This window comes from Streptomyces erythrochromogenes, from assembly GCF_036170895.1.
Classification (GTDB): Bacteria; Actinomycetota; Actinomycetes; order Streptomycetales; family Streptomycetaceae; genus Streptomyces; species Streptomyces erythrochromogenes.
The window spans coordinates 6,088,597-6,112,714 of record NZ_CP108036.1; the positions used below are offsets into that span (position 1 = coordinate 6,088,597).

The 24,118-nt window shown below is 69.8% G+C and carries 21 protein-coding genes, 1 tRNA gene and 1 pseudogene; 10 read left to right on the forward strand and 13 right to left on the reverse strand.

The genetic code is table 11. The features are described from left to right. Window positions 1-26: 26 nt before the first annotated feature. Window positions 27-1,832: a bifunctional metallophosphatase/5'-nucleotidase gene (locus OHA91_RS27860; RefSeq protein ID WP_328740231.1), complete on the reverse strand. Its 1,806-nt coding sequence runs from the start codon at window positions 1,830-1,832 to the stop codon at window positions 27-29. Window positions 1,833-1,959: 127 nt separating this feature from the next. On the opposite strand from OHA91_RS27860, the gene OHA91_RS27865 reads away from it, so the two are divergent. The 3 genes from OHA91_RS27865 (at window position 1,960) to OHA91_RS27875 (ending at window position 4,849) form a co-directional block, all read left to right on the forward strand. Continuing rightward, window positions 1,960-2,664: an SIMPL domain-containing protein gene (locus OHA91_RS27865; RefSeq protein WP_031149252.1), complete on the forward strand. Its 705-nt coding sequence runs from the start codon at window positions 1,960-1,962 to the stop codon at window positions 2,662-2,664. Between the two features lie 146 nt (window positions 2,665-2,810). Continuing rightward, the gene (gene pyk / locus OHA91_RS27870) at window positions 2,811-4,238 is read left to right on the forward strand and encodes a pyruvate kinase (protein WP_031149249.1); all 1,428 of its coding nucleotides are present in this window, start codon (window positions 2,811-2,813) and stop codon (window positions 4,236-4,238) included. 44 nt (window positions 4,239-4,282) lie between these two features. Beyond that, window positions 4,283-4,849 (forward strand): hypothetical protein, encoded by a 567-nt coding sequence (locus tag OHA91_RS27875; RefSeq protein ID WP_031149247.1) that lies wholly within the window; start codon window positions 4,283-4,285, stop codon window positions 4,847-4,849. Here OHA91_RS27875 and OHA91_RS27880 read toward each other — a convergent pair. Further along, on the reverse strand, window positions 4,779-5,051 hold the full coding sequence (locus OHA91_RS27880; RefSeq protein ID WP_328740232.1) for an EF-hand domain-containing protein: 273 nt from the start codon (window positions 5,049-5,051) through the stop codon (window positions 4,779-4,781). The genes OHA91_RS27875 and OHA91_RS27880 overlap by 71 nt on opposite strands. 64 nt (window positions 5,052-5,115) lie before the next feature. Between OHA91_RS27880 and OHA91_RS27885 the strand changes: the two genes are divergently transcribed. The 3 genes from OHA91_RS27885 to OHA91_RS27895 are packed head-to-tail and all read left to right on the forward strand — an operon-like array spanning window position 5,116 to window position 6,713. Further along, window positions 5,116-5,574 carry a hypothetical protein gene (locus tag OHA91_RS27885; protein WP_031149245.1) on the forward strand — a complete coding sequence of 153 codons (459 nt, stop codon included), beginning with the start codon at window positions 5,116-5,118 and terminating at the stop codon, window positions 5,572-5,574. A 51-nt stretch (window positions 5,575-5,625) separates the two neighbouring features. Next, on the forward strand, window positions 5,626-6,210 hold the full coding sequence (locus tag OHA91_RS27890) for a GNAT family N-acetyltransferase (RefSeq protein WP_051893050.1): 585 nt from the start codon (window positions 5,626-5,628) through the stop codon (window positions 6,208-6,210). Beyond that, window positions 6,207-6,713, forward strand: a complete 507-nt coding sequence (locus tag OHA91_RS27895) for a GNAT family N-acetyltransferase (protein ID WP_037632017.1) — start codon at window positions 6,207-6,209, stop codon at window positions 6,711-6,713. The genes OHA91_RS27890 and OHA91_RS27895 overlap by 4 nt, the downstream gene beginning before the upstream one ends. On the opposite strand, the pseudogene OHA91_RS27900 reads toward OHA91_RS27895, so the two are convergent. Together OHA91_RS27900 and OHA91_RS27905 are read right to left on the reverse strand one after the other, a co-directional pair. Further along, a pseudogene (locus tag OHA91_RS27900) lies at window positions 6,710-7,455 on the reverse strand (transcriptional regulator). The gene OHA91_RS27895 and the pseudogene OHA91_RS27900 overlap by 4 nt on opposite strands. Window positions 7,456-7,565: 110 nt before the next feature. Beyond that, a tRNA-Leu gene (locus OHA91_RS27905) sits at window positions 7,566-7,640 on the reverse strand. Between the two features lie 98 nt (window positions 7,641-7,738). Here OHA91_RS27905 and OHA91_RS27910 point away from each other — a divergent pair. Continuing rightward, the gene (locus OHA91_RS27910) at window positions 7,739-8,392 is read left to right on the forward strand and encodes an ANTAR domain-containing response regulator (RefSeq protein WP_031149239.1); all 654 of its coding nucleotides are present in this window, start codon (window positions 7,739-7,741) and stop codon (window positions 8,390-8,392) included. A gap of 71 nt (window positions 8,393-8,463) precedes the next feature. On the opposite strand, the gene OHA91_RS27915 is transcribed toward OHA91_RS27910, so the two are convergent. The 8 genes from OHA91_RS27915 to OHA91_RS27950 form a co-directional block, all read right to left on the reverse strand. Then, window positions 8,464-9,180, reverse strand: a complete 717-nt coding sequence (locus tag OHA91_RS27915; RefSeq protein ID WP_031149237.1) for an ABC transporter ATP-binding protein — start codon at window positions 9,178-9,180, stop codon at window positions 8,464-8,466. Further along, complete coding sequence (locus OHA91_RS27920) at window positions 9,177-10,217, reverse strand: ABC transporter ATP-binding protein (protein ID WP_266502716.1); 1,041 nt, start codon at window positions 10,215-10,217, stop codon at window positions 9,177-9,179. The genes OHA91_RS27915 and OHA91_RS27920 overlap by 4 nt, the downstream gene beginning before the upstream one ends. A gap of 5 nt (window positions 10,218-10,222) precedes the next feature. Continuing rightward, window positions 10,223-11,959: a branched-chain amino acid ABC transporter permease gene (locus OHA91_RS27925; RefSeq protein ID WP_031149232.1), complete on the reverse strand. Its 1,737-nt coding sequence runs from the start codon at window positions 11,957-11,959 to the stop codon at window positions 10,223-10,225. A gap of 5 nt (window positions 11,960-11,964) precedes the next feature. Next, window positions 11,965-12,897: a branched-chain amino acid ABC transporter permease gene (locus OHA91_RS27930; RefSeq protein ID WP_031149230.1), complete on the reverse strand. Its 933-nt coding sequence runs from the start codon at window positions 12,895-12,897 to the stop codon at window positions 11,965-11,967. A 108-nt stretch (window positions 12,898-13,005) separates the two neighbouring features. Next, a complete protein-coding gene (locus OHA91_RS27935) occupies window positions 13,006-14,238 on the reverse strand; it encodes a branched-chain amino acid ABC transporter substrate-binding protein (protein ID WP_031149227.1) in 1,233 nt (410 codons plus the stop codon). A gap of 540 nt (window positions 14,239-14,778) precedes the next feature. Beyond that, window positions 14,779-15,180, reverse strand: coding sequence for a hypothetical protein (locus tag OHA91_RS27940; protein ID WP_031149225.1), 402 nt, complete (start codon window positions 15,178-15,180; stop codon window positions 14,779-14,781). A 552-nt stretch (window positions 15,181-15,732) separates the two neighbouring features. Further along, complete coding sequence (locus OHA91_RS27945; protein ID WP_031149223.1) at window positions 15,733-16,224, reverse strand: PaaI family thioesterase; 492 nt, start codon at window positions 16,222-16,224, stop codon at window positions 15,733-15,735. A gap of 54 nt (window positions 16,225-16,278) precedes the next feature. Continuing rightward, window positions 16,279-18,549 carry an FdhF/YdeP family oxidoreductase gene (locus OHA91_RS27950; RefSeq protein WP_328740233.1) on the reverse strand — a complete coding sequence of 757 codons (2,271 nt, stop codon included), beginning with the start codon at window positions 18,547-18,549 and terminating at the stop codon, window positions 16,279-16,281. Window positions 18,550-18,748: 199 nt separating this feature from the next. Here OHA91_RS27950 and polA point away from each other — a divergent pair, with 199 nt between their 5' ends. Next, the gene (gene polA, locus OHA91_RS27955; RefSeq protein WP_031149219.1) at window positions 18,749-21,472 is read left to right on the forward strand and encodes a DNA polymerase I; all 2,724 of its coding nucleotides are present in this window, start codon (window positions 18,749-18,751) and stop codon (window positions 21,470-21,472) included. Window positions 21,473-21,512: 40 nt separating this feature from the next. Here the strand turns inward: polA and OHA91_RS27960 are convergent, their stop codons facing one another. Further along, window positions 21,513-22,382, reverse strand: a complete 870-nt coding sequence (locus OHA91_RS27960) for a DUF4184 family protein (protein WP_051893049.1) — start codon at window positions 22,380-22,382, stop codon at window positions 21,513-21,515. A 184-nt stretch (window positions 22,383-22,566) separates the two neighbouring features. On the opposite strand from OHA91_RS27960, the gene OHA91_RS27965 reads away from it, so the two are divergent. Both OHA91_RS27965 and OHA91_RS27970 read left to right on the forward strand, forming a co-directional pair. Then, window positions 22,567-23,808 (forward strand): lytic transglycosylase domain-containing protein, encoded by a 1,242-nt coding sequence (locus OHA91_RS27965; protein ID WP_328740234.1) that lies wholly within the window; start codon window positions 22,567-22,569, stop codon window positions 23,806-23,808. 157 nt (window positions 23,809-23,965) lie between these two features. Further along, the gene (locus tag OHA91_RS27970; protein WP_106971437.1) at window positions 23,966-24,106 is read left to right on the forward strand and encodes an SPW_0924 family protein; all 141 of its coding nucleotides are present in this window, start codon (window positions 23,966-23,968) and stop codon (window positions 24,104-24,106) included. Window positions 24,107-24,118 lie beyond the last annotated feature (12 nt).

Consider the following 24,118-nt stretch of genomic DNA (forward strand, 5'->3'; position numbering starts at 1 on the left):
CCGGCCCCGTCACGAGTGAGGGCGAACTAGAACACCGGCACTCCCGCCCGCGTCAGCCGCCAGTCCACCGAAGCGAACTGCGCCGGGTCGATCGTTCCCTTCGCCTTCACCCACTGGATGATCGTGTTGCGGATCTCGTCCGAGTTCGACCACAGCTGCTTGGCCTGCGGCACGTGCGGGAAGTTCCCGCCGCCCGAAGCACGGTAGTTGTTCACCGCCAGCACGAACTGCGCCGCCGGATCAACCGCCTTGCCCTGGAAGGACAACCCCGAGATCCGCGAACCCGCCGGCTGCGCGATGTCGATGTCGTACGCCAGCCCGTACACCGCGTCGTAGTTGTAGTCCGGGATGTTCTCCGCGTTCGTCAGCTTCGCCGGATCCACCGCGTCACCCGGCGCCGTCCGCACGAAGTACCGCGCCGAGTACTCCAGGTAGTCCTTCAGCTGCGCACCCGTCAGCAGCCGCGCCTCCATCGTGTTCTCGAACGGGTACAGACCCGCCGCATCCCTGATCGTCACCTGCCCGGCCGGGATCGCCGCCGTCCGCGAGAAGCACGAGGCCTGCGACAGCACCGGCAGCGCCGCCCACTGCGTACCCGCCAGAGCCGTCTTCACCGTCTCCGCCTGCACGTGGTTGATCAGGTCGATGATCGCCACGTCCTTTACCGGGCCCTCCGCCGAGGACATCACCTGCGTCGAGGTGCCGATCACCTGGTTCACGTACGCCACGACCTTGCGGTGCTCGTCCGACAGCAGCCGCGTGATCTTCGCGTCCTCGGCCACCGTGTTCGAGTTCAGGACCTTCGCCGCGACCTTCGCCACCGACCAGCGGCCCTTCTCCCACACCAGCTCGAAGTCGAACAGCGTCAGCCGCTGCCCCCACTTCAGCGGCTCCGACAGCACCACGTCCTTGCCGGTCGCCTTGTTCTTCACCCGGTACTCCGGGATCTCCGTGTGCGCGTGCCCCACCAGGATCGCGTCGATCCCCGGCACCTGCTCCGCCACCAGCGCCGCCGCGTTCTCGATGTACGGCAGCTGGTCACCGTACGAGGACGTACCGCTCGACCCCGAGTGGGCCGACACGATCACCACGTCCGCGCCCATCGACCGCAGCTTCGGCACGTACTTCGCCGCCTGCTCCTCCAGCCCCGGGAACGTCATCTTCCCCTGCACGTTCGCCTTGTCCCACAGCGCGATGCCCGGGTTCGTCAGCCCCAGCACCGCCACCTTCACGTCCCGCCCGCAGGGCGTGCGCAGCTTGTGCATGCTGTACGGCGCGAACGCCGGCCGCAGCGTCTTCGCATCCAGCGCGTTCGCCCCCAGCAGCGGGAAATCGCACTGCTCCTCGAACTTCCGCAACACCGGAATGCCGTAATTGAACTCGTGGTTCCCCAGCGCCGCCGCGTCATAGCCGATCGCGTTCATCGCCTGCGCCATCGGGTGCACCGGACCGCGCCGCGCCGTGATCGGATCGACCTTGGCGTAGTAGTACGACAACTGCGTGCCCTGGATGGTGTCACCCGCGTCGATGAGCAGCGTGTTGCGCCGCCCCTTCTCCGCCCGCACCTGGTCCACCAGGGTCGAGATCTTCGCCAGACCGACGTCGTTGTGCGCCTTGTCGTCGAACTCCTTGTCCGTGAAGTAGTCCCAGTTGAAGACGTTCCCGTGCAAGTCGGTCGTCCCCATCACCGTGAACGCGTACGTCCGCGGCCCCGGCTTCCTCGCGTCCTGCTGCGTCGCGGCCGCCGCCGGGGTGCTCGCGGCCCCCGCCAGCGCCACGGCCGCACCGGTCGCGGCCGTGGTCCCTATGAAAGTCCTGCGATCGAACGCCATGCCATCTCCCTTTTGAGGCCTGAACAACGCGCGTAGATTCTGACCCACCGGTAACAAGCCGCAACACCCCCGCCAGGTTTCGATCCGGTGACCACACCCGAACGGGCGACAGTGCGAGAGTGAATCCATGACCCAGGACGCATCGCACCAGCCCTACGGCACCCCCGAAGTACCCCGCGTCGCAGTCCGCGGCGAAGCCCGCCTCGAAGTCGACCCCGAGATCGCCCGCATCGGCATCACCGTCAGCGCCCGCGGCACCGACCGCCGCACCGCACTCGAAGACCTCACCCGCCGCAACAACACCGTCCTCGACCTCATCAAGAGCTACGGCGACCCCGTCGAAAAACTCGAAACCGGCGCCCTCTCCATCACCCCCGAACTCACCCGGCACGGCCGGGCCGAACGCGTCCGCGCCTACCACGGCCGCGTCCACATCACCGCCGAACTCAGCGACTTCACCACCCTCGGCGAACTCACCACCCGCCTCGCCGACCTCGAACTCACCCAGGTCGACGGCCCCTGGTGGGCCCTGCGCCCCACCTCGCCCGCCCACGGCGAAGCCCGCCGCCAGGCCGTGCTCGAAGCCGTCCAGCGCGCCCGCGAATACGCCGAAGCCCTCGGCGCCCGCCTCGCCGCCCTCGTCGAACTCGCCGACCTCGGAGCCGAGAACGCCGCCCCCTTCGCCCAGGCCCCCGGCGGCTCCGGCATGCGCACCATGGCCTTCAGCGCCACCGAGGACGCCGGCCCCCCGCCGCTCGACCTCGAACCCCAGCGCCAGACCGTCTACGCCCAGGTGAACGCCCGCTTCACGATGACCCCGCCCCAACTCTGAAACGCGGATAAAAAGGGCCCCCGGGGGTGCTCATCAGAGCACCCCCACGCACATTCAACACTTGTCAACAACCTTTTCCCCAAAGGTTGTTGAGTGGACACCAGGAAGCGATTACCTACCCGTTGGTAGGGGAATAGGCTCGCCCCATGCGCCGAGCGAAAATCGTATGTACCCTGGGCCCCGCCACCGACTCATACGACCAGATCAAAGCACTGGTCGAAGCCGGAATGGACATCGCCCGCCTCAACCTCAGCCACGGCACCTACGCCGAACACGAGGAGCGCTACCAGCGCGTACGCAAGGCCTCCGACGAGACCGGCCGCAGCGTCGGCATCCTCGCCGACCTTCAAGGCCCGAAGATCCGCCTCGGCCGCTTCCGCGAAGGACCCGTACTCCTTGAACGCGGCGACGCATTCACCATCACCGTCGAAGACCACGAAGGCGACCGCCACACCTGCGGCACCACCTACAAAGGACTCGCCGCAGACGTCACCACCGGCGAACGCATCCTCGTCGACGACGGCCGCGTCACCCTCGAAGTCACCGACGTCGACGGACCCCGCGTCCACACCCGCGTCATCGAAGGCGGCATGGTCTCCGACCACAAAGGCCTCAACCTCCCCGGCGTAGCCGTCTCCGTCCCCGCCCTCTCCGACAAGGACATCGAAGACCTCCGCTGGGCCCTGCGCACCGGCGCCGACGTCATCGCCCTCTCCTTCGTCCGCAGCGGCCGCGACATCGAAGACGTCCACCGCGTCATGGACGAAGAAGGCCGCCGCCTCCCCGTCATCGCCAAGATCGAAAAGCCCCAGGCCGTCGACAACATCGACGACATCGTCGCCGCCTTCGACGGCATCATGGTCGCCCGCGGCGACCTCGGCGTCGAAATGCCCCTGGAACAGGTCCCGATCGTCCAGAAGCGCGCCGTCAAACTCGCCAAGCGCAACGCCAAACCCGTCATCGTCGCGACCCAGATGCTCGACTCGATGATCGACAACTCCCGACCCACACGCGCCGAAGCCTCCGACGTCGCCAACGCCGTCATCGACGGCACCGACGCCGTCATGCTCTCCGGCGAAACCAGCGTCGGCAAATACCCCGTCGAAACCGTCCGCACCATGTCCCGCATCGTCGAAGCCGCCGAAGAGGACATCCTCGCCAAGGGCCTCCCACCCCTCACCGACCGCAACAAGCCCCGCACCCAAGGCGGAGCCGTCGCCCGCGCAGCCGCCGAAATGGGCGACTTCCTCGACGCCAAATTCCTCGTCGCCTTCACCCAGAGCGGCGACACGGTCCGCCGACTCTCCCGCTACCGCTCACCCATCCCGCTCCTCGCCTTCACCCCCGACCCCGCCACCCGCTCCCAGCTCAACCTCACCTGGGGCGTCGAAACCTTCCTCGGCCCCCACGTCGACTCCACCGACGCCATGGTCGCCCAGGTCGAAGAAGAACTCCTGCGCATCGGCCGCTGCGTCACCGGCGACGTCGTCGTCATCACCGCCGGCTCACCCCCCGGCGTCACCGGATCCACCAACCTCGTCCGCATCCACCACATCGGCGACGCCGTCCACTGACCCCACCCCACCGCGCCGGCCCGTCCGGCGCGGACAATCACCCCGTGGACGTCATCAAACTGCTCGAAACAGCCGCACTCCTGACCCCCGAAGAGACCGCCACCGGCAACGACCTCACCGGCCGGGACGTCTGGGAACTCCTCGCCCACGACGAGTGGGAAACCGCCCTCACCCTGCTCGAAGACGTCAGGAACGCACGACCCCTGCCCCTGACCTCCTGGGAACAACTCGCCGACGCCGCCCAGCAGCTCCACCTCGAACGCAGCACCGCCTGGTGCCACTGGCGGGCCGCCGAAACCCGCAACGGAATGATCCGCGCCGACCTCACCCTCGGCGCCCGCACAACACCGATCCCCGGACACGGCGTACTACGTCCCGTATGGGACATCGGCAACCTCTCACCCACCGGAGACCCGGCCGTGAACATCGCCGCACTCTGGCTCGAAAACACCCGCTTCCTGGAACCCGGCGACCGGGCCACCGCCCGCCTCGTCCCCCTCACCCCCACCCAGTGGCAACACGTCCGCCCCGGCCAACGCATCACCCTGCACGAAGGCCGGCCCGCGATCGCCACCGCCGTCGTGACCGAGGTCCACCTCCCCACCGCATAACCCCGGCGTCCCCGTTCGCATCCGCCTCGTCGAACAACGCCGACGACGCCTCCGCATCCCCCACACCCCCGAACGGCAGATCACCCCGCGCCGCCGGCGTCGGTCCCGTCGACCACAACGCCGAGATCACCTCCGCGCGCGTCAGCTCACCATCGGCATCCAGATCCAGCGCCTCGAACAACAGCCAGGCCCTCTCACTCATCACGCACACCCCTCGTCGCACCACTCCTTGACCCCAAGCCCACTTGAGGTCCTACGGTCACACCATGACCACCACCAAGGATTACTCCCAGAAGCAGCTCGCCGCCCAGCCCATCGGCCACTGGAGCCGCACAGCCGCAAACCTCGTCATCGGCGGCCTGCGCACCGCCCTCGCCGAAGAGAACCTCACCCAGCCCCACTGGTGGACCCTCAACCACGTCGCCGGCGCCCCGGGCCAATGGACCCGCCCCGCCCTCACCGCGAAGCTCGCCCCCTACGACGACCAGCACACCGACTTCGAAGCCGTCTACGCCGACCTCACCGCCCGCGGCTGGCTCACCGAGACCGCCGACCGCCTCACACTGACGGAAGCCGGCGAGGCAGGCCGCCTCCGCGCCCACGACCGCAACGCCAAGGTCCACACGAGAATGCGGGAAGGCATCGACGACGCCGCATACGCCGCCACCATCGACGTACTGCGCCGCACGGTCGCCAACCTCGGCGGCGACGGCGACCTGCCGTAACCACCGGGAAAGGGCTGGCGACAGGCCCGACGGCCGAGTAGGAAGGGCACCATGAGCACCTCCCTGCAAACATTCGTCCGCACCACGCTCGACCTCGCAGACGCAACCCTCCACCCATGGGGCCACACGCCCGCGGGACCCGAGCGCCTGGACGACCTCGTCGCCGCCGCGGCCGACCCGACGATCGCCCTCTGGAACCCCCTCGCCACGGCCGACCACAAAGCCGCCCAGACCTGGCTCGAAGCCCGCGAGGACGGCTGGGACCGCGGCGTCGGCGCCGCCTTCGCCACCCTGGACGCCACCGACGGCACCCTGCTCGGCACCGTCAACCTCCGCTGGACCGACCGGGCCGACGGCCTTGCCATGATCGGCTACTGGTTCCTCCCGCACGCCCGCGGACGCGGCCTGGCCACCCGCGCCACGCGAGCCGTCACCACCTGGGGCTTCCACACCGCCGCCGCCCGCCGCATCGAGCTCGCCCACGCCACCGGCAACGAAGCCTCCTGCCGCGTCGCAGGGCGCTGCGGCTACCTCCCCGAAGGCACCCTGCGCGAGTCCCACCTCTTCGGCGACGGCCTCCACCACGACGAACACCTCCACGCCCGCCTGGCCACCGACCCGGAACCCCGCCCGTGAGCGCGAGCATCCGGGACCGCACCGACCCCGACCTCAGCCACTGCGTACACGTCCTGGCAGAGGTCCACGAACACGACCGCTACCCGGTCAACTGGCCCGCCGCGCCCGACGCATGGCTCACCCCTCCCTCACTCCTCGACGCGTGGGTGGCGGAACTTCACGGCCGCATCGCCGGCCACGTCGTCCTGTCCCGCAGCGGCGCGGAAGACGCGGCGCCCGGCCTGTGGAGCGCCCGCACGGGAGCGGGCCAGGACACGACCGCCGTGATCAGCCGACTCTTCGTCGCCCCGTCCGCCCGCGGGCACCGCATCGGAGCGGCCCTCATGGCCCACGCCACCACGCAGGCCCGCAGCCGCGGTCTGCACCCGGTGCTCGACGTACTGTCCTCCGACACCGCGGCGGCAGCCCTGTACGAACGCCTCGGCTGGCAACTGCTGGGCACGGTCGAACAGCGGTGGAGCCCGACCCGGACGGTGACCGTCCGCTGCTACGCGGCGCCCTAGTACTTCGGTCCGATGTGGGCGTCCATGAGCGCGACGGACGCTTTCCGGGCGACGGACACGTTGAACGGGTCGCTGCCGCGGGCCAGGATCGTCCACTCGACGCCGAGTGCGGTGAGCGTGTCGGTGCAGAGCCTCCGGATGTCGTCCGACTTGTCGGTGAAGAAGTACCGCGGGTACTCGTAGCGCTTGCCGTTGCGGACGGTCCAGTTGGTGATCCGACACCCGTCGGAGTGGATCAGCCCCCGGACGAACTCCCAGGGGTACGCGTCGACGATCTCCTGCTGCCAGCCTTCGAGCGCGATCCGCCGCTCGTGCTTCTTCCCCGGCCCGTGCTGCGGAACAGGCACGTCCAGTGCCGCCCGTAGCTGGTGACGTTGACGCAGCCCTGGCGCTGCAGCACGTAGACCTTGTCGGACGGCCGGACTGCCGAGATCGCTTCGGCGGCTCTGCTCGATCAGGCCGGGCCAGGCGTCCGCGCACACGATGCGCAGGTAGTGGCCACCCTTCGGGTGGGAGCTGATGCAGCCGTCACCGAGGTGGAGGCCGAAGAGAGAGGAGTACGCGGCTCGATCGGCCGGACCCGTGCACGGCTGAGCCTGGTTGAGCCAGGAAGCGGCTCGATGCGTACGCGCCAGGAGCGGATTGCGGCCCGGGATATTCCCGCTTCTTTGCTGACGGCGTTGAGGCTGCGGCCGTCACCCAGGAGCCTGAGAGCGTGTTTGCGGGTAGCGAGGTCGTACATGCGGGCGACGCTGTTGCCTCTTTTCTGTACGCGTCGCGCAATTCGGGTGCATGCCGCCGAAAAGAGTGAAGGTCACGCGTTCTCGCGTGACCTTGGAAAAGAAGGAAAAGTGCCCCGGGTCGGACTCGAACCGACACTGTATGGGTTTTGAATCCATTGCCTGCTGCCAATTGGGCTACCGGGGCCCAGCGGATCGAAGGTTTACCCCGACCCGCTGCGAGTCCACCTTACCGTAGCTAGGTAGGCTCGGGGGAGCAGTAATGCCCCGTATCAAGGAGCCCCCGTGACCGCCGAGCACGAGTCGACGCCCACGCCCGACGCCGACCAGTCGCACGTTCCGCCGCTGACGACCCGGGTCGTCATCGCGGAGGACGAGGCGCTCATCCGTCTCGACCTCAAAGAGATGCTCGAAGAAGAGGGCTACAACGTCGTCGGCGAGGCCGGCGACGGGCAGACGGCCGTCGAGCTCGCCCGCGAGCACCGGCCCGACCTGGTCATCCTCGACGTGAAGATGCCCGTCCTGGACGGGATCTCCGCCGCCGAGAAGATCGCGCAGGAGTCCATCGCCCCCGTCCTGATGCTGACGGCGTTCTCGCAGCGCGACCTCGTCGAGCGGGCCCGAGACGCCGGGGCCATGGCGTACCTGGTGAAGCCGTTCAGCAAGAGCGACGTGGTGCCGGCCATCGAGATGGCCGTGTCCCGGTTCGCGGAGCTGCGCGCGCTGGAGCAGGAGGTCGCGGACCTCTCGCAGCGGCTGGAGACCCGCAAGCTGGTCGACCGGGCGAAGAGCATCCTGCAGACGCAGTACGGGCTGACCGAGCCCGCGGCCTTCCGCTGGATCCAGAAGTCCTCCATGGACCGCCGGATGTCGATGCAGCAGGTCGCCGAGGTGGTCATCGAGGACGCCGAGGCGAAGAAGAAGGAGAGCGGGAAGTAGTTTCCGCGCCCGTCCCGGAACATGCGTGAGGCCCGCCTCCCCCCGAGGGGAGGCGGGCCTCACACGTTCTGTCAGTCCTCGCCGAGGTAGGCCTTGCGGACGTCCTCGTTGTGGAGGAGGTCCTGGCCGGTGCCGGAGAGGACGATCTTGCCGATCTCCATGACGTGCGCCTGGTCGGCGAGGGAGAGCGCCGCCTGGGCGTTCTGCTCGACGAGCAGGATCGTCATGCCCGAGGCCTTGAGCTCGGAGATGGTCGACATGATCTTCTGCATCATCAGCGGGGAGAGACCCATGGAGGGCTCGTCCAGCATGAGGAGCTTCGGCTGGCACATGAGCGCGCGGCCCATGGCGAGCATCTGCTGCTCACCGCCCGAGAGGGTGCCGGCGGCCTGCTTGCGACGCTCGCCCAGGATGGGGAAGAGGTCGTAGGCGCGCTGGATGTCCTTCTCGATGCCGTCCTTGTCGCTGCGGAGGAAGGCGCCGAGCTGGAGGTTCTCCTCGATCGTCAGCCGCGGGAAGATGTGGCGGCCCTCGGGGGAGTGCGCCAGCTTCAGGGCGACGATCTTGTGGGCGGGGACGCCGACGATGGGCTGGCCATCGAAGGTGACGCTGCCCGCGGTGGGCTTCAGGAGCCCGGAGAGGGTGCGGAGGGTGGTCGTCTTGCCGGCGCCGTTGGTGCCGACGAGGCAGACGATTTCACCTTCGTTGACCTCGAAGGAGATTCCCTTGACGGCTTCGATCTTGCCGTAGGCGACCTTGAGGTCCTCGACCTTGAGCAGTGCGGTCACTTGGCCTCTCCTTCCGTGCTGGTGGTGCTGGTGGTGCTGTCCGCATCGGCGTCCGCGTCCGCGGCGGGTGCGTCGTCCGACTCGGCCGCGGGGGCCTCGTCCTCGTCCGCAGCCTCGGTCTCCGCGTCGGCCTCAGCCTCGGGCTCGGCGTCGGCCTCAGCCTCGGGCTCGGCGTCGGCCTCAGCCTCGGCGTGGGCCTCGGCCGCCTCGACCTCGGCGACTTCCTCGGCACCGGGCTCGCCCTCGAAGGGGGTGCCGAGGTAGGCCGCGATGACGCGCTCGTCGCCCTGGACCTCGGAGGCGGTGCCTTCGATGAGCTTCTCGCCCTGGACCAGACAGGCGACGCGGTCGCACAGGTTGAAGATGAAGCGCATGTCGTGCTCGATGACGAGTACGGCGATGCCCATGTCCCGGATCGCGAAGATGAGCTCTTCGGCGGCGCGGGTCTCCTGCGGGTTCATGCCGGCGGTGGGCTCGTCCAGGAGGATGAGGCCGGGGTCGCTGGCAAGGGCGCGGGCGATCTCCAGCTTGCGCTGCTCGCCGTAGGGGAGGTTCTTCGCGAGGTGGTCGGCCTTGTGCTCCAGGCCGATGAACTCGAGGAGTTCCATGGCGCGTGCCTCGCTGGCGGCTTCGGCCTTCTTGAAGCCGGGGCCGCGCAGCAGGGCGGACCAGAGGCCTTCCTTCGTGCGGGTGTGGCGTCCGACGAGGACGTTCTCCATCACCGTCATGTTGTGGAAGAGCCGGATGTTCTGGAAGGTACGGGCGATGCCGGCCTCGGTGACCCGGTGGGGCTTGGGCGGGAGGACCTTGCCCTTGTAGCTGACGGAGCCCTCGGTGGGGACGTACAGCCCGGTGAGGCAGTTGAAGAAGGTGGTCTTGCCGGCGCCGTTGGGGCCGATGAGTCCGACGATCTCGCCCGCGTTGACCTGGAGGTCGACGCCCTTGACGGCGGTGAGGCCGCCGAAGCGCATGGTGACGCCCTTGGCTTCGAGAACCGTGGTCTTGGTCTTGGTGGTGGTGTCCGTGGTGGTCGTCATGTCGTTCACGCCCCCGCCTTGGCGGTGGCCAGGTCCTGGGGGGCCTGGTCAGCGGTGTCGTCGTGGAACTCGAGCTGCGCGCGCTTGTTGGCGATGAGGCCTTCAGGGCGGAAGCGCATGAGCAGGATGAGGGCGATGCCGAAGGCGAGGAGCTGGTAGTCCTGGAGGAAGGCCAGCTTCGCCGGGATCAGGAAGAGGAGTGCGGCGCCGAGGATGGGGCCGCGGATGGTGCCCATGCCGCCGAGGATGACGGCGGCGAGGAGGAACGCGGAGTTCGGCGGGACGGGCCCGGCGAAGACGTAGTTCTCGGGGACGACCGTGGTGTTGACGTGTGCCTGGACGGTGCCGGCGAGGCCGGCGAGGGTGGCGCCGAGGGCGAAGGCGATGAGCTTGACCTTGAAGCCGTTGATGCCCATGGCTTCGGCGGCGGTCTCGTCCTCGCGGATGGCGACCCAGGCGCGGCCGATGCGGCTGTTGCCGGCGCGGGCGAAGACCACGACGACCAGGGCCATCACCAGCAGCATCAGGAAGTAGTAGTTGGCGTAGGCGCCGAGTTCGATGCCGGCGACGATGTGCGACTCGCCGAAGTTCCACCCGAAGATCTCCAGGTGGGGAATGTTCGGGATGCCGTTCGGGCCGTTGGTGACGTCCGGACCGGAGGTGCCGTCGAGGTTGCCCATGGCGATGCGGAAGATTTCTCCGAAGCCGAGGGTGACGATGGCGAGGTAGTCGCCGCGCAGGCGGAGGGTCGGTGCACCGATGACCACGCCGAAGACGAGCGAGACGATGGCGCCGACGATGACCGCCGCCCAGAAGGGGAGGTGGATGCCGAAGGCGGAGGCGGTGCTGCCGGAGACCAGGGCGGCGGCGTAGGCGCCGACACCGAGGAAGGCGACGTATCCGAGGTCCAGGAGGCCGGCGAGGCCGACGACGATGTTCAGGCCGAGGGCGACGGTCGCGAAGATCAGGATGTTGACCGCGATCAGCGTGTAGGTGTCGCCGCTCTGCTGGATGAACGGGAAGGCGATCGCGGCGGCCGCGGTGCCGAGGAGGGTGACCTGGCGGTTGTTCGCGGTGAGCACCGAGAAGCGGGCGAGGAGGCCCGACTTGTTCAGGGCGAGGGCCGCGAGGCCGACCGTGATCAGGTAGGCGACGAAGAGCTGCGGTTCCTTGTCATCGGTGTCGATGCCGAAGGTGATGACGAAGAGGCCGAGGGCGAAGACGCCGGTGATGATGAGGATCTCGGCCCAGTTGGGCAGCTTGCTCTTGGCCGCGGTGACCTTGCGGCTGTCGTCGGGGAGCTTGTACGCGGCGAGGGCCGGGACGAGGGAGCCGACGAGGGCGACGTAGGCGCCGGGTTCGAGGTTGACGACGCCGCCGAGGACGACGGTGATCGAGATGACCGTGAACCAGGTGGCGGCGAGGTTGCCGAGGGCCAGGAACCAGATGGCCTTGCGGGAGCCGGCGGGGGTGAGCCAGCTGAAGCCCTTGACGCCGAGTGCGGCGAGCGCGTGCACCAGGGTGAGGGCGGCGCCGACCAGGGTGACGTACTGGAGGTCGGCGGGGCTGCCGTAGAAGGTGAGGTCGCCGGGGAAGTCGGCGGTCCACGTCCAGGCGAGGAAGGCGCTGACGATGGTGAGGAGGCTGCCACCGACGATCGCGTAGAGGAGCGCGGCGGGTGCGGGTGCCGTCTTCGCGGTCTGCGTGGGCGTCTGCGTCTGCGGGGTGGTGTTGGTGGTCATGGTTCTCACGCCCGATCCGTGACGCGCTGGCCGAGCAGGCCTTGGGGCCGCACGAGGAGGACGACGATGAGGAGTACGAAGGCCCAGACGTTGGACCAGGCTCCGCCGCCGAGCTGCTGCATGCCGGGGATCTCTTCGATGTAGGCGATCGAGAGGGCTTCGGCGAGTCCGAGGACGACGCCGCCGACCATGGCTCCGTAGATGTTGCCGATGCCGCCGAGGACGGCTGCGGTGAAGGCCTTGAGGCCGAGGATGAAGCCCATCTCGAAGTTGATCTGGCCCTTGTCGACGCCGTAGGCGACGGCTGCGACGGCGGCGAACGCGGCACCGATGGCGAAGGCCATGACGATGATGCGGTCGGTGTTGATGCCCATCAGCTTGGCGGTGTCGGGGTCCTGCGCGGTGGCCTGCATGGCGCGGCCGCTGCGGCTCTTCTGGACGAAGACGCCGAGGGCGAGCATGCAGAGCGGGGCGAGGATGAGGACGAAGAGGTCCGCACGCTGGATCGCGAGGCTGTCGGTGAGCTTGAAGGCCGGGCCCGTGAACTCGGGGAAGCTGACGGCCTTCTTGGCGTCCGGGTAGAACTGCCAGACGAGCTGCTGGAGCGCGATCGAGAGGCCGATTGCGGTGATGAGGGGTGCGAGCCTGGGAGCGCTGCGCAGGGGGCGGTAGGCGAAGCGTTCGGCTGCGCATGCCACGGCGACGGAGCAGATGGCGCCGCCGACGATCATGACGGGTATCGCGATCAGCAGGCTGGTGCCGGTCGGGAGGATGGCGTAGGCGGTGAGCGCGCCGAAGCCGCCGATCATGAAGATCTCGCCGTGGGCGAAGTTGATGAGCTGGACGATGCCGTAGACCATGGTGTACCCGATGGCGATGAGGCCATAGAGAGCACCGAGGGCCAGGCCGTTGGCCAGCTGTTGCGGCAGTTCGTGCACCGCAGGGCCTCCGATGAGCGTGTCGGATAAGACTCCGCGCGAGGGCACTGTTTGCGCCCTCGCGCGGCGTTGGTTCAGGTGTTACGGGTGGTGCTGGGTGCTACGGGCTTACTGGTTGAAGGTGTCGCTCTTGACGTCGACCCACTTGCCGCCCTCGACCTTGTAGACCGTGAGCTGCTTGTTGGTGGTGTCGCCGTACTGGTCGAAGGCGACCTTGCCGGTCACGCCCTCGAAGGAGACCTTGCCGAGAGCCTCGACGACCTTGGCGCGGGCGTCGTCGGGGAGCTTGCCGCTGTTGGCGGCGACGACGGCCTTGACGGCCTGGATGACGGCCCAGCCGGCGTCGTAGGAGTAGCCACCGTAGGCGGCGTACGGGTCCTTGTAGCCCTCGGCCTTGTAGTCCTCGATGAACTTCTTGGCGGTGTCGAGCTTCTCGACGGGGTAGCCGATGGAGGTGGCGAGGTCGCCCTCGTTGGCCTCACCGGAGGCGCTGATGAAGGCGGGGTCCTGGATGCCGTCGCCGCCCATGAGCGGGACGGCGGCGCCGGCCTTCTTGATCTGGTCGGCGAGCAGGCCGCCCTCGGGGTACTGGCCGCCGAAGTAGACGGAGTCGGCGCCGGAGGACTTGACCTTGTCGGCGGTGGAGGAGAAGTCGGTCTCCTTCACGGTGACGTGGTCGGTGCCGGCGACCTCGCCGCCGAGCTTCTTGAACTCCTCGGCGAAGATCGCGGCGAGGCCGGCGCCGTAGGTCTGCTTGTCGTCGACGATGAAGACCTTCTTCTTGCCGGCGTCCTTGAAGAGGTACTGGGCGGCGAACTTGCCCTGGACCACGTCGGTGGCGGCGGTGCGGAAGTAGGTGTCGAAGCCGCGCTTGAACTCGCCCTTGCCCCAGTTGTCGCCCTGGCTGAGCGCGGGGTTGGTGTTGGCGGGGGAGACCTGCGCCAGCTTGGCGGAGGCGAAGACGCCCTGCATCTGCTGGGCAACGCCCGAGTTCAGCGGGCCGACGACGCCGAGGACGTCCTTGTTGCCGACGAGCTTGGTGGCGTTGGCCTGACCGGAGGCCGGGACGGCCTGGTCGTCGAGGGCCTCGACCTTGAACTCGATGCCCGGGACCTCGTTGTTCTTGTTGGCCGTCTTGGCCGCGAGGTCCACGGAGTTCTTGATGCCCTGACCGAGAGCGGAGAGGGAACCGGTCAGCGGGGCGTCGACGCCGATGACGACGACGGTCTTCTTGCCGCCGCTGTTGTCCTTGGAGCCTCCGTCGCGCGATCCGCAAGCGGTGAGGGTCAGTGCTCCCGTGGTGATCACGGTGGTGAGGATGAGCAAAGAACGGTGTCGCACGATTCTTCCTTTCCCTGGCGCAGCCCTCTGTCGAGGTGCCGTTGGGTCGCCGGGCCGCACTGGAGAGGTCCACGGCCGTGCTGATTCGCGCCCTGCGGCGCGGTGACTGGCCGTGACTCTAGGGCCGAGGTGGCGAGCACCGGGAGGCGGGAAAGGAGGATGTGACGCTCTTGTTATGCCAAGGCCAAGAATGTGTGGTGGGAGTTTAAACAAAACGGACATTTAGGCACCCTTGAGATCGTCCGCATGGTGAGAAATTGCAGTTCCTCTAAGGGGCTTGAGGCCTTCATGCACCTGTCTTAGATCAAATTGAGCCGAATGTGGCTGCGTGTGCCCGAAAGAATCCTCCGGGTGGTCATTGCCGAGGGAAAAGGCGGATTCGAGCCGTCTTAGGAATTACACAGAGTGATGATTGCAGCGTTGTGGCGGGACTGTGAACGATCTTGCTTCGGTGGCGGCAGGGCCTCCCACCTGCGGTTCGATCCGGCGGAGGCATCTGCCCGGAAGACGGACAACGTGCTCGGAATGCGGTGACGCCGGTCACATCGGCGGGCGCCAGTTCTCCGAGCTGCGGGTCGCGCCGCCCTGCTCGGCGCAGCGCTGCGCCACGAAGTGGTCGATCAGCTCAAGTGCCTTGTCCTGTCCGGCAGTTCGCTCTTCCGTGCGTCCTGCGGCCACCGCGGCCTCGTGGATCGCGTACTGGTCGTTGGAAAGCCCCTTCTGCTCCCAGTCGAGGCCGGACCACTTGGTGCCCAGGAGGGTCTCCTTCGCCCAGTAGGACACGAGGCTCGTGCACACCTGTACGGGCGAGGCGGGGGTGGGGGCGGACTGGCTCGCGGAGCCCGCCGCGGAGGGTGGTGCGGAGGATGAGCAGCCGGTCAGGGCGAGCGCCGCGAGAAGGGTGTGGGCGGCGTACCGGGCCGTGCGTGGCATGGTCCCCATGGGGGGACGGTAGGCGGTGCCCACCGGTGAGACAACAGATGTCACCGCGAAGCGTGCGGACTGGCGGATTCCGGGCTGTTGCGGGGCCCGCACGGCGGGGCCGGCTCCCATGCTCGGCCCGTGAGCGGACGCCGGAGCGCGACAGACTTGATCGAATCGGCTTGGCGCGAGCTGGACGCCCCCGACGCGGGCACCCGGGACGGCTGTCTCGAAGTCATCGCCGACATCCCGGAGCGGGGCCTTCTGGCGAGGGCCGACGCCGAGCGGGTCGCCGGGCGCCTCGTCGCGGTCGCCCTCTCCGACGAGGGCTACGCGCTGCGGGAGGCCGCACTGAACGCGCTCGGTGCGGGCACCACGTCCTACGAGTTCCCCTACGGGGTGCCGGCGCCGCTGGCCGTCGGCGTGGACCGTTTCGAACCCCTGCTCCTGCACCAAGGTCCCGGGGCAACACACCTAGGGCCGTCCGGGAGGGAACGGCCTGGGCCCCGGCGGCGGGCGGTGAGCCGTTCGTCGGGGCCGGGCGGGCCGTGCCGGGTGGGTGGGGCGTGCGGGTCAGGCCTGGGAGTGGGCCTCGGCGCCACCGGCGACCTGGTCGACGTCGCGCAGCAGGCAGGTCAGGCGGGCGGTGCAGATCCGCTTGTCCTGCTCGTCGGTGATGACGATCTCGAAGGTGGTGGTCGAGCGGCCGCGGTGGACCGGGGTGGCGACGCCGGTGACGACGCCGCTGCGGGCGCCCCGGTGGTGGGTGCAGTTCAGGTCCACGCCGACGGCGATCTTGCTGATGCCGCCGTGCATCATGGCGCCGATCGAGCCGAGGGTCTCGGCCAGTACGGCGGAGGCCCCGCCGTGCAGCAGTCCGTAGGGCTGGGTGTTGCCCTTGACGGGCATGGTGCCGACGACGCGGTCGGCCGAGGCCTCCAGGATGCGGATGTCCATGCGCTCGCCGAGGTCTCCGGCCGAGAACAGCGCGGGCAGGTCGATGCCCAGGGCCGCGTACTCGTCGAGGACCTCCTGCGGGAACTTCACTGCGTGCTGCTCACCCATGGTCAGGCTCCGTTCGTCAACGCTCGTTAACCTTCTTTTCCTGAGGTCGTTCTATCAGGCGGGTTCGAAGCGCACGACGACGGACTTGCTGGCCGGGGTATTGCTGGTGTCCGCGGTCGAGTCGAGCGGGACCAGCACGTTCGTCTCGGGGTAGTACGCGGCGGCGCAGCCGCGGGCGGTCGGGTAGTGCACGACGCGGAATCCGGGTGCGCGCCGTTCCACGCCGTCCTTCCACTCGCTCACCAGGTCGGTGTACGAGCCGTCGGCGAGGCCCAGCTCCGCCGCGTCGGCGGGGTTGACCATGACGACGCGGCGGCCGCCGGTGATGCCGCGGTAGCGGTCGTCGAGGCCGTAGATCGTGGTGTTGTACTGGTCGTGGCTGCGCAGGGTCTGCAGGAGCAGCCGACCCGGCGGGACCTGGGGGTACTCGACGGGAGCGGCGGTGAAGTTCGCCTTGCCGGTCCGGGTGGGGAAGCGGCGTTCGTCGCGCGGGGCGTGCGGCAGCCGGAAGCCCTCGGGCCGGGCGGCGCGGGCGTTGAAGTCCTCGAAGCCGGGGACCACGCGGGCGATCCGGTCGCGGATGGCGCCGTAGTCGCGCTCGAAGTCCTCCCACGGGGTGGCGGAGGCGGAGCCGAGGACGGCGCGGGCCATCCTGGCCACGATCGCGGGCTCGGAGAGCAGGTACGGGGAGGCGGGGGCGAGGTTGCCGCGGGAGGCGTGGACCATGCCCATGGAGTCCTCGACGGTGACGAACTGCCTGCCGGAGGCCTGGACGTCCTTGTCGGTGCGGCCGAGGGTGGGCAGGATCAGGGCGCGCCGGCCGGTGACCGCGTGGGAGCGGTTGAGCTTGGTGGAGACGTGGACGGTCAGGGCGGTGCGGCGGATCGCGGCCTCGGTGACCTCGGTGTCGGGGGTGGCGCCGACGAAGTTGCCGCCCATGGCGAAGAGGACTTTGGCCCTGCCGTCGCGCATCGCCTGGATGGAGCGGACCACGTCGTAGCCGTGGCCGCGCGGCGAGGTGATGCCGAATTCCTTGTCGAGGGCGTCGAGGAAGGCGGGTGCCGGCCGTTCGAAGATGCCCATGGTGCGGTCGCCCTGGACGTTGGAGTGGCCGCGGACGGGGCAGACGCCGGCGCCGGGGCGGCCGATGTTCCCGCGCAGCAGGAGGAGGTTGACGACCTCGCGGATGGTGGCGACGGCGTGCTTGTGCTGGGTGAGGCCCATGGCCCAGCAGACGATGGTGCGCTTCGACGCCAGGATCATGGCGAGGGCGCGCTCGATCTCGGGGCGGGTCAGGCCGGTGGCCGTGAGGGTCTCGTCCCAGTCGGCTTCCTTCGCGGCGGCCGCGAGGTCCTCGTAGCCGTGGGTGTGCTCGCGGATGAACGCCTCGTCGGTGGCGCCGTCCGTCTCGATGACGAGCTTGTTCAGGAGGCGGAAGAGGGCCTGGTCGCCGCCGATGCGGATCTGCAGGAACAGGTCGTTGAGGGCGGTGCCCCGGAGCATGCCGAGGGGGGTCTGGGGGTTCTTGAACCGCTCCATGCCGGCCTCGGGCAGCGGGTTCACCGAGATGATCTTCGCGCCAGCCGTCTTGGCCTTCTCCAGGGCGGAGAGCATGCGCGGGTGGTTGGTGCCCGGGTTCTGGCCGGCGACGATGATCAGGTCGGCCTGGTGGAGGTCTTCGAGGGAGACGCTGCCCTTGCCGATGCCGATGGTCTCGGTCAGTGCGGAGCCCGAGGACTCGTGGCACATGTTGGAGCAGTCGGGCAGGTTGTTGGTGCCGAACTCGCGGGCGAAGAGCTGGAAGAGGAACGCGGCCTCGTTGCTGGTGCGGCCCGAGGTGTAGAAGAGGGCCTCGTCGGGGGAACCGAGCGCGGTCAGCTCCTGCGCGATGACGGAGAAGGCGCGCTCCCAGCTGATCGCCTCGTAGCGGTCGCCGCCCTCGGGGAGGTACATCGGCTGGGTGATGCGGCCCTGCTGGCCCAGCCAGTAGCCGGAGCGGGTGGCCAGGTCGGCCAGGGGGTGCGCGGCGAAGAACTCGGGGGTGACCCGGCGCAGGGTGGCCTCCTCCGCGACGGCCTTGGCGCCGTTCTCGCAGAATTCGGCGGTGTGCCGCTTGTCGCCCTCGGGCCAGGCGCAGCCGGGGCAGTCGAAGCCGTCCTTCTGGTTGACCTTGAGGAGCGTGCGGGCGGTGCGGGCCAGGCCCATCTGCTCGTGCGCGATGCGCAGGGTGTGGCCGATCGCCGGAAGGCCGGCCGCCGCGTGCTTGGGCGGTGTGACCTGCGGTGCGTCCTGTACCGGATCACCTGTGGGCGGCTTGGTCGCCATCGCGCTCCCCTTCGAGCGTACGTACGTGTGCAGCACGGGTGGCCGCGTGCTTCGATCCTTGCACGACCCACGGGGTTCGGGGAGGGCGGTCCGGTGCTTGTGACGCCCGGCGGGGTGCGCGGGGGGCGTCCGGTGGGGCGGATGCGCCGGGGGAGGCGACGGGCCGGAATTGTCGGTGGGGGCGCCTAGGATCGGGGACGTGGCAGATTCAGCATCGAAGAAGACGGACCAGACGACCGCAGCGGACCGCCCCCGCCTGATGCTCATGGACGGGCACTCCCTGGCGTACCGGGCGTTCTTCGCGCTGCCCGCGGAGAACTTCACGACCGCGACGGGGCAGCCGACCAACGCCATCTACGGCTTCGCGTCGATGCTGGCGAACACGCTGCGCGACGAGGCGCCCACGCACTTCGCGGTGGCGTTCGACGTGTCCCGCAAGACGTGGCGTTCGACGGAGTTCCCCGAGTACAAGGCGAACCGTTCCAAGACGCCCGACGAGTTCAAGGGGCAGGTCGAGCTGATCGGCGAGCTCCTCGACGCGATGAAGGTGCCGCGCTTCGCCGTCGACGGCTTCGAGGCCGACGACGTGATCGCGACGCTGGCGACGCAGGCGGAGGCCCTCGGTTTCGAGGTGCTGATCGTCACCGGCGACCGGGACTCCTTCCAGCTCGTGTCCGAGCACACGACCGTGCTCTACCCGACCAAGGGCGTCTCGGAGCTGACGCGCTTCACGCCGGAGAAGGTCGAGGAGAAGTACGGGCTCACCCCGCAGCAGTACCCGGACTTCGCGGCCCTGCGCGGAGACCCGTCCGACAACCTCCCCGGCATCCCGGGCGTCGGTGAGAAGACCGCCGCCAAGTGGATCACCCAGTTCGGGTCGTTCGCGGAGCTCGTGGAGCGCGCCGAGGAGGTCAAGGGCAAGGCCGGGCAGAACTTCCGGGACCACCTGGAGGCCGTCAAGCTCAACCGGGTCCTGACCGAGATGGTCAAGGACGTGGAGCTGCCCAAGTCCGCCGCCGACCTGGGCCGCCTGCCGTACGACCGGTCCGCGGTGACCGGTGTGCTGGACGTGCTGGAGATCCGCAACCCGTCGCTGCGCGAGCGGCTGCTGGCCGTGGACCCGGGTGCGGCCGAGCAGGAGACGGCCCCGGCGCCCGCGGCCGGCGTGGAGCTCGACGCGTCCGTGCTGGGCACGGGCGAGCTGGCCCCGTGGCTGGAGAGCCACGCGGGCGGGCCGCTGGGCGTCGCGACCGTCGACAGCTGGGCCCTGGGCCAGGGCAACGTCGCCGAGATCGCGCTGGCCGCCGCCGGGGGCGCGGCCGCCTGGTTCACGCCGGCCGAGCTCGACGAGACGGACGAGCGGGCCTTCGCGGCCTGGGCGGCCGACGCGGCCCGGCCCAAGGTCGTGCACAACGCCAAGGGCCTGATGCGGGTCTTCCCCGAGCACGGCTGGAGCCTGGCCGGTGTCACCATGGACACCGCGCTCGCCGCCTACCTGGTCAAGCCGGGCCGGCGCTCCTTCGCCCTGGACGCCCTGTCCACGGAGTACCTGCACCGTGAGCTGGCCCCCGCCGCCGCCGACGGGCAACTGGCCTTCGGCGCCGACGAGACGGCCGAGGCCGAGGCGCTGATGGCGCAGGCCCGCGCCGTCCTGGACCTGGGCGACGCCTTCACCGGCAAGCTCACCGAGGTGGGCGCCGCGGAGCTGCTGCACGACATGGAGCTGCCGACCTCTGAGCTGCTCGCCCGGATGGAGCGCGCCGGCATCGCCGCCGACCGCGACCACCTGGAAGCCATGGAGCAGCAGTTCGCGGGAGCCGTGCAGCAGGCGGTCAAGGAGGCGCACGCGGCGGTCGGCCACGAGTTCAACCTCGGCTCGCCCAAGCAGCTCCAGGAGGTCTTCTTCGGCGAGCTGGACCTGCCGAAGACGAAGAAGACCAAGACCGGCTACACCACGGACGCCGACGCGCTGGCCTGGCTGGCCACGCAGACCGACCACGAACTGCCGGTGATCATGCTCCGGCACCGGGAGCAGGCCAAGCTGCGCGTCACGGTCGAGGGCCTGGTCAAGACCATCGCCGCCGACGGCCGGGTGCACACCAGCTTCAGTCAGACCGTCGCCGCGACCGGCCGGCTGTCCTCCACCGACCCGAACCTGCAGAACGTGCCGGTACGCACCGACGAGGGGCGCGCCATCCGCCGCGGCTTCGTCGTCGGCGAGGGCTTCGAGTCCCTGATGACGGCCGACTACAGCCAGATCGAGCTGCGCGTGATGGCCCACCTCTCCGAGGACGAGGGCCTGATCGAGGCGTTCGCCACCGGCGAGGACCTGCACACCACGGTCGCCTCCCAGGTGTTCGGGGTGGAGCGCGACCAGGTCGACGCCGAGATGCGCCGCAAGATCAAGGCCATGTCGTACGGCCTGGCCTACGGGTTGTCCGCCTTCGGCCTCTCGCAGCAGCTGGGCATCGAGCCCGCCGAGGCGCGCGGCCTGATGGAGACCTTCTTCGAGCGCTTCGGCGGGGTCCGCGACTACCTCCAGCGCGTGGTGGACGAGGCCCGGGCCACCGGATACACGGCGACGGTCTTCGGCCGCCGCCGGTACCTGCCGGACCTCAACAGCGACAACCGCCAGCGCCGCGAGGCCGCCGAGCGGATGGCGCTCAACGCCCCGATCCAGGGCACCGCCGCCGACATCGTCAAGGTCGCGATGCTGCGGGTGGACAAGGCGATCACCGAGGCCGGCCTGCGGTCGCGGATGCTGCTCCAGGTCCACGACGAAATCGTGCTGGAGGTCGCCCCCGGCGAGCGCGAGCAGGTGGAGGAGCTGGTGCGCCGCGAGATGGGCGCCGCCGTCGAGCTGCGCGCCCCGCTGGACGTGTCGGTTGGTGTCGGCGCGGACTGGGAGTCCGCCGCGCACTGATCCGCGTGACGATGCGCGAGCAGCGCCCGTCCCCGTCCGCTCAGGCGGTGGGGACGGGCGTTCGCGTTCCCTCGTCCGCGCGGTCGTCGCGGTGCCGGTCGCGGTCGCGGCGCCGGCGCAGGCGTACGTAGACCCCGTAGAACAGCAGGGACACGCACAGGCCGCCGCCCGCCCCGAAGCAGACGGTCGGGATGATGTCGAGGGGCGTACGGATCCGGTCGAAGAAGGTGTAGAAGCGGATCACGCGGAAGACCACCCCGGCCGCGACGCCCGCCGCGATCAGTGCCAGCGCACCCCAGCGCTCCGCGCGGCCGAGCACCGGCACGGACGCGGGCGGCGCGCCGGCCGGCAGCCGGCGCAGGGCGGTCGCCGTGAACCACAGCAGCGCGCAGGCCGCGATCGCCGAACTGCCGTACTGCAGGAAGGTGTAGGGCGGGAAGCCGAAGGCGATGGGCTCGCCGAGCCAGGGCAGCGCGTTGGTCCCCCACCGGTCCATGTGCGTGAAGCTGTCCCACAGCACGTGCGTGAGCGAACCGGCGACCGCCGACACGTAGAACCATGCGGCGAGCGCGGGCAGTCGGCGCCGGGCGCGCCATTCCTCGCCCCGCAGGAAGGCGTGGACCCTGCCCTGCCAACGGCCCGGCAGGAGCGCGACGAGCGGCTCGCGCAGCAGCAGCCAGCACCCCACGAGGACCGCGGTGAGCACCGCGTCCAGCGTGAACACCCCGAGCAGCGAGTGCGTCACGCTCCCGTAGGCCATGAAGCCCTCGACGACGGCGTCCGTGAAGTAGAAGGTGTCCGGCGCGAAGGAGCCGAGGACCATCGCGGAGGCGACGAGGGGACCCCGTGCACGGCCCGTCCGGCGGATGGCCGGAAGTACGGCCGCCGCATGGCTGAGAGTGAACGGCATGGCACCTCTTCTGGATGTCGCTGTCGTCGTTCCTTACTTCGGGCCAATGCGCCCGAAGGGTCCCGACAGTATGCGTGACCTGCCCGAGGACGTGGGGATCCGGTGAATTCCGGGCCGCGGTGCGTGCCCGTTGCAGGGAGTTGACGTAGGGTCACGCGGACGTCGAGGGGGAGGGGTCCGGCTCATGTCGTCTCGGATATTCGGCCGCAGGCTGCGCAGGGGGGCCACGGCCGCGCTGGTCTGCGCGCTGACGGTCGCCGCGCTGACCGCTTCGCGGGGTCCCGCGGGCGTGGACCCGGACGCGGCGGTCGCGGCCGGCGGGAACGTCGCGGACGGGCCGCTCCCGGCTGACGCGAGCGGCGGCGACTCGGCCTACTTCACCGAACTGCCCCCGCTGGTCAGCCCGCAGCCGCCGGCGGTACTGCTGCCTGAGGGGACGCCGCCGACGACGGGAGCGGACCCGGCGCCGCAGTCCGAACAGCCCTCCGCCCCGGTCGTGACCGGACCGCGGGAAGGGGGGCAGGGGATACCGGCGAGCGTGCTCGCGGCGTACCGGCGGGCGGAGCAGGCCGTGGGGCAGAGCGACCCCGGCTGCGGGCTGCGCTGGCAACTCCTGGCCGCCATAGGCAAGGTGGAGTCCGGGCAGGCGCGCGGCGGCCAGGTGGACGCGGCGGGGACCACTCTGCGGCCGATCCTCGGACCGGTGCTCGACGGCAACGGCTTCGCGAACATCCGGGACACCGACGGCGGCGCCTACGACGGCGACGCGCGGTACGACCGGGCGGTCGGGCCGATGCAGTTCATCCCCTCCACGTGGGCGGCCTGGGGCCAGGACGCGGACGGCGACGGGCGCCGCAACCCGAACAACGTGCACGACGCGGCCCTCGCGGCCGCCCGCTACCTGTGCGCGGGCACCCGGGACCTGCGGGTGGAGGCGGACCTGGACCGGGCGGTGCTCTCCTACAACCACTCCACGGAGTACCTGCGGACGGTGCGGTCCTGGTTCACGTACTACCTCAAGGGCACGCACGAGGTCCCTGACACCGGCGGGACGCCGGCACCCGCGCCCGCGCCCGTGCCCACGACGCCGTCCCCGAAGCCGACCCCGCCCCCGGCCCCCACGCCCAAGCCGAGCCCGACCCCCACGCCGGACCCGAAGCCGACGCCGTCACCCACGCCGGAGCCCACCCCGACGCCGACTCCCGATCCGACGCCTACGCCTACGCCGACACCCACGCCGACGCCGTCGCCCACGCCGGACCCGAAGCCCACCCCCACCCCCACACCCACACCGAGCCCGACCGTGACCCCGTCGCCGAAGCCGACCCCCACTCCGACCGCGACGGCGCCCACCCGGACCCCGGCGCCCACGGCCACTGCGAAGCCCGCCCGGACCCCCGCGCCGACGGGCACCCCGGCCTCGTAGCGCCGGCCGGCCGGCCGCCACCCGCCACCCCACCGGCGGGTGGCTCCGCCGGGTCCGGCCGCAGGCGGCGGACCCGTCGCCCAGACGGTTCTCATCTCGCCCCCGCGTTGCTACGGTGCCCCATCTCTGACGCCTCATCAGATTTCGGAGCCCCGGCATGCGCGCATTCGTCGCCGCCGTCATCGGCCTCGCGGCCGCGCTGGCCCTCGTGTTCGCCATCACGGCGTTCGGGGTGCCCGAAGGCGAGACCTCACCCAAGCCCCTGCTCACCACCGCGCCCCCCGCGCCCGGAAAGTAGAGGAGGGCCCGG

Bases quoted from the DNA above. Each gene is read 5' to 3' on its own strand.
- OHA91_RS27860 (WP_328740231.1), bottom strand. From the start codon at position 1,832: ATGGCGTTCGATCGCAGGACTTTCATAGGGACCACGGCCGCGACCGGT.
- OHA91_RS27865 (WP_031149252.1), top strand. From the start codon at position 1,960: ATGACCCAGGACGCATCGCACCAGCCCTACGGCACCCCCGAAGTACCC.
- pyk (WP_031149249.1), top strand. From the start codon at position 2,811: ATGCGCCGAGCGAAAATCGTATGTACCCTGGGCCCCGCCACCGACTCA.
- OHA91_RS27880 (WP_328740232.1), bottom strand. From the start codon at position 5,051: ATGAGTGAGAGGGCCTGGCTGTTGTTCGAGGCGCTGGATCTGGATGCC.
- OHA91_RS27885 (WP_031149245.1), top strand. From the start codon at position 5,116: ATGACCACCACCAAGGATTACTCCCAGAAGCAGCTCGCCGCCCAGCCC.
- OHA91_RS27890 (WP_051893050.1), top strand. From the start codon at position 5,626: ATGAGCACCTCCCTGCAAACATTCGTCCGCACCACGCTCGACCTCGCA.
- OHA91_RS27920 (WP_266502716.1), bottom strand. From the start codon at position 10,217: ATGACGACCACCACGGACACCACCACCAAGACCAAGACCACGGTTCTC.
- OHA91_RS27925 (WP_031149232.1), bottom strand. From the start codon at position 11,959: ATGACCACCAACACCACCCCGCAGACGCAGACGCCCACGCAGACCGCG.
- OHA91_RS27940 (WP_031149225.1), bottom strand. From the start codon at position 15,180: ATGGGGACCATGCCACGCACGGCCCGGTACGCCGCCCACACCCTTCTC.
- OHA91_RS27945 (WP_031149223.1), bottom strand. From the start codon at position 16,224: ATGGGTGAGCAGCACGCAGTGAAGTTCCCGCAGGAGGTCCTCGACGAG.
- OHA91_RS27950 (WP_328740233.1), bottom strand. From the start codon at position 18,549: ATGGCGACCAAGCCGCCCACAGGTGATCCGGTACAGGACGCACCGCAG.
- OHA91_RS27960 (WP_051893049.1), bottom strand. From the start codon at position 22,382: ATGCCGTTCACTCTCAGCCATGCGGCGGCCGTACTTCCGGCCATCCGC.
- OHA91_RS27965 (WP_328740234.1), top strand. From the start codon at position 22,567: ATGTCGTCTCGGATATTCGGCCGCAGGCTGCGCAGGGGGGCCACGGCC.
- OHA91_RS27970 (WP_106971437.1), top strand. From the start codon at position 23,966: ATGCGCGCATTCGTCGCCGCCGTCATCGGCCTCGCGGCCGCGCTGGCC.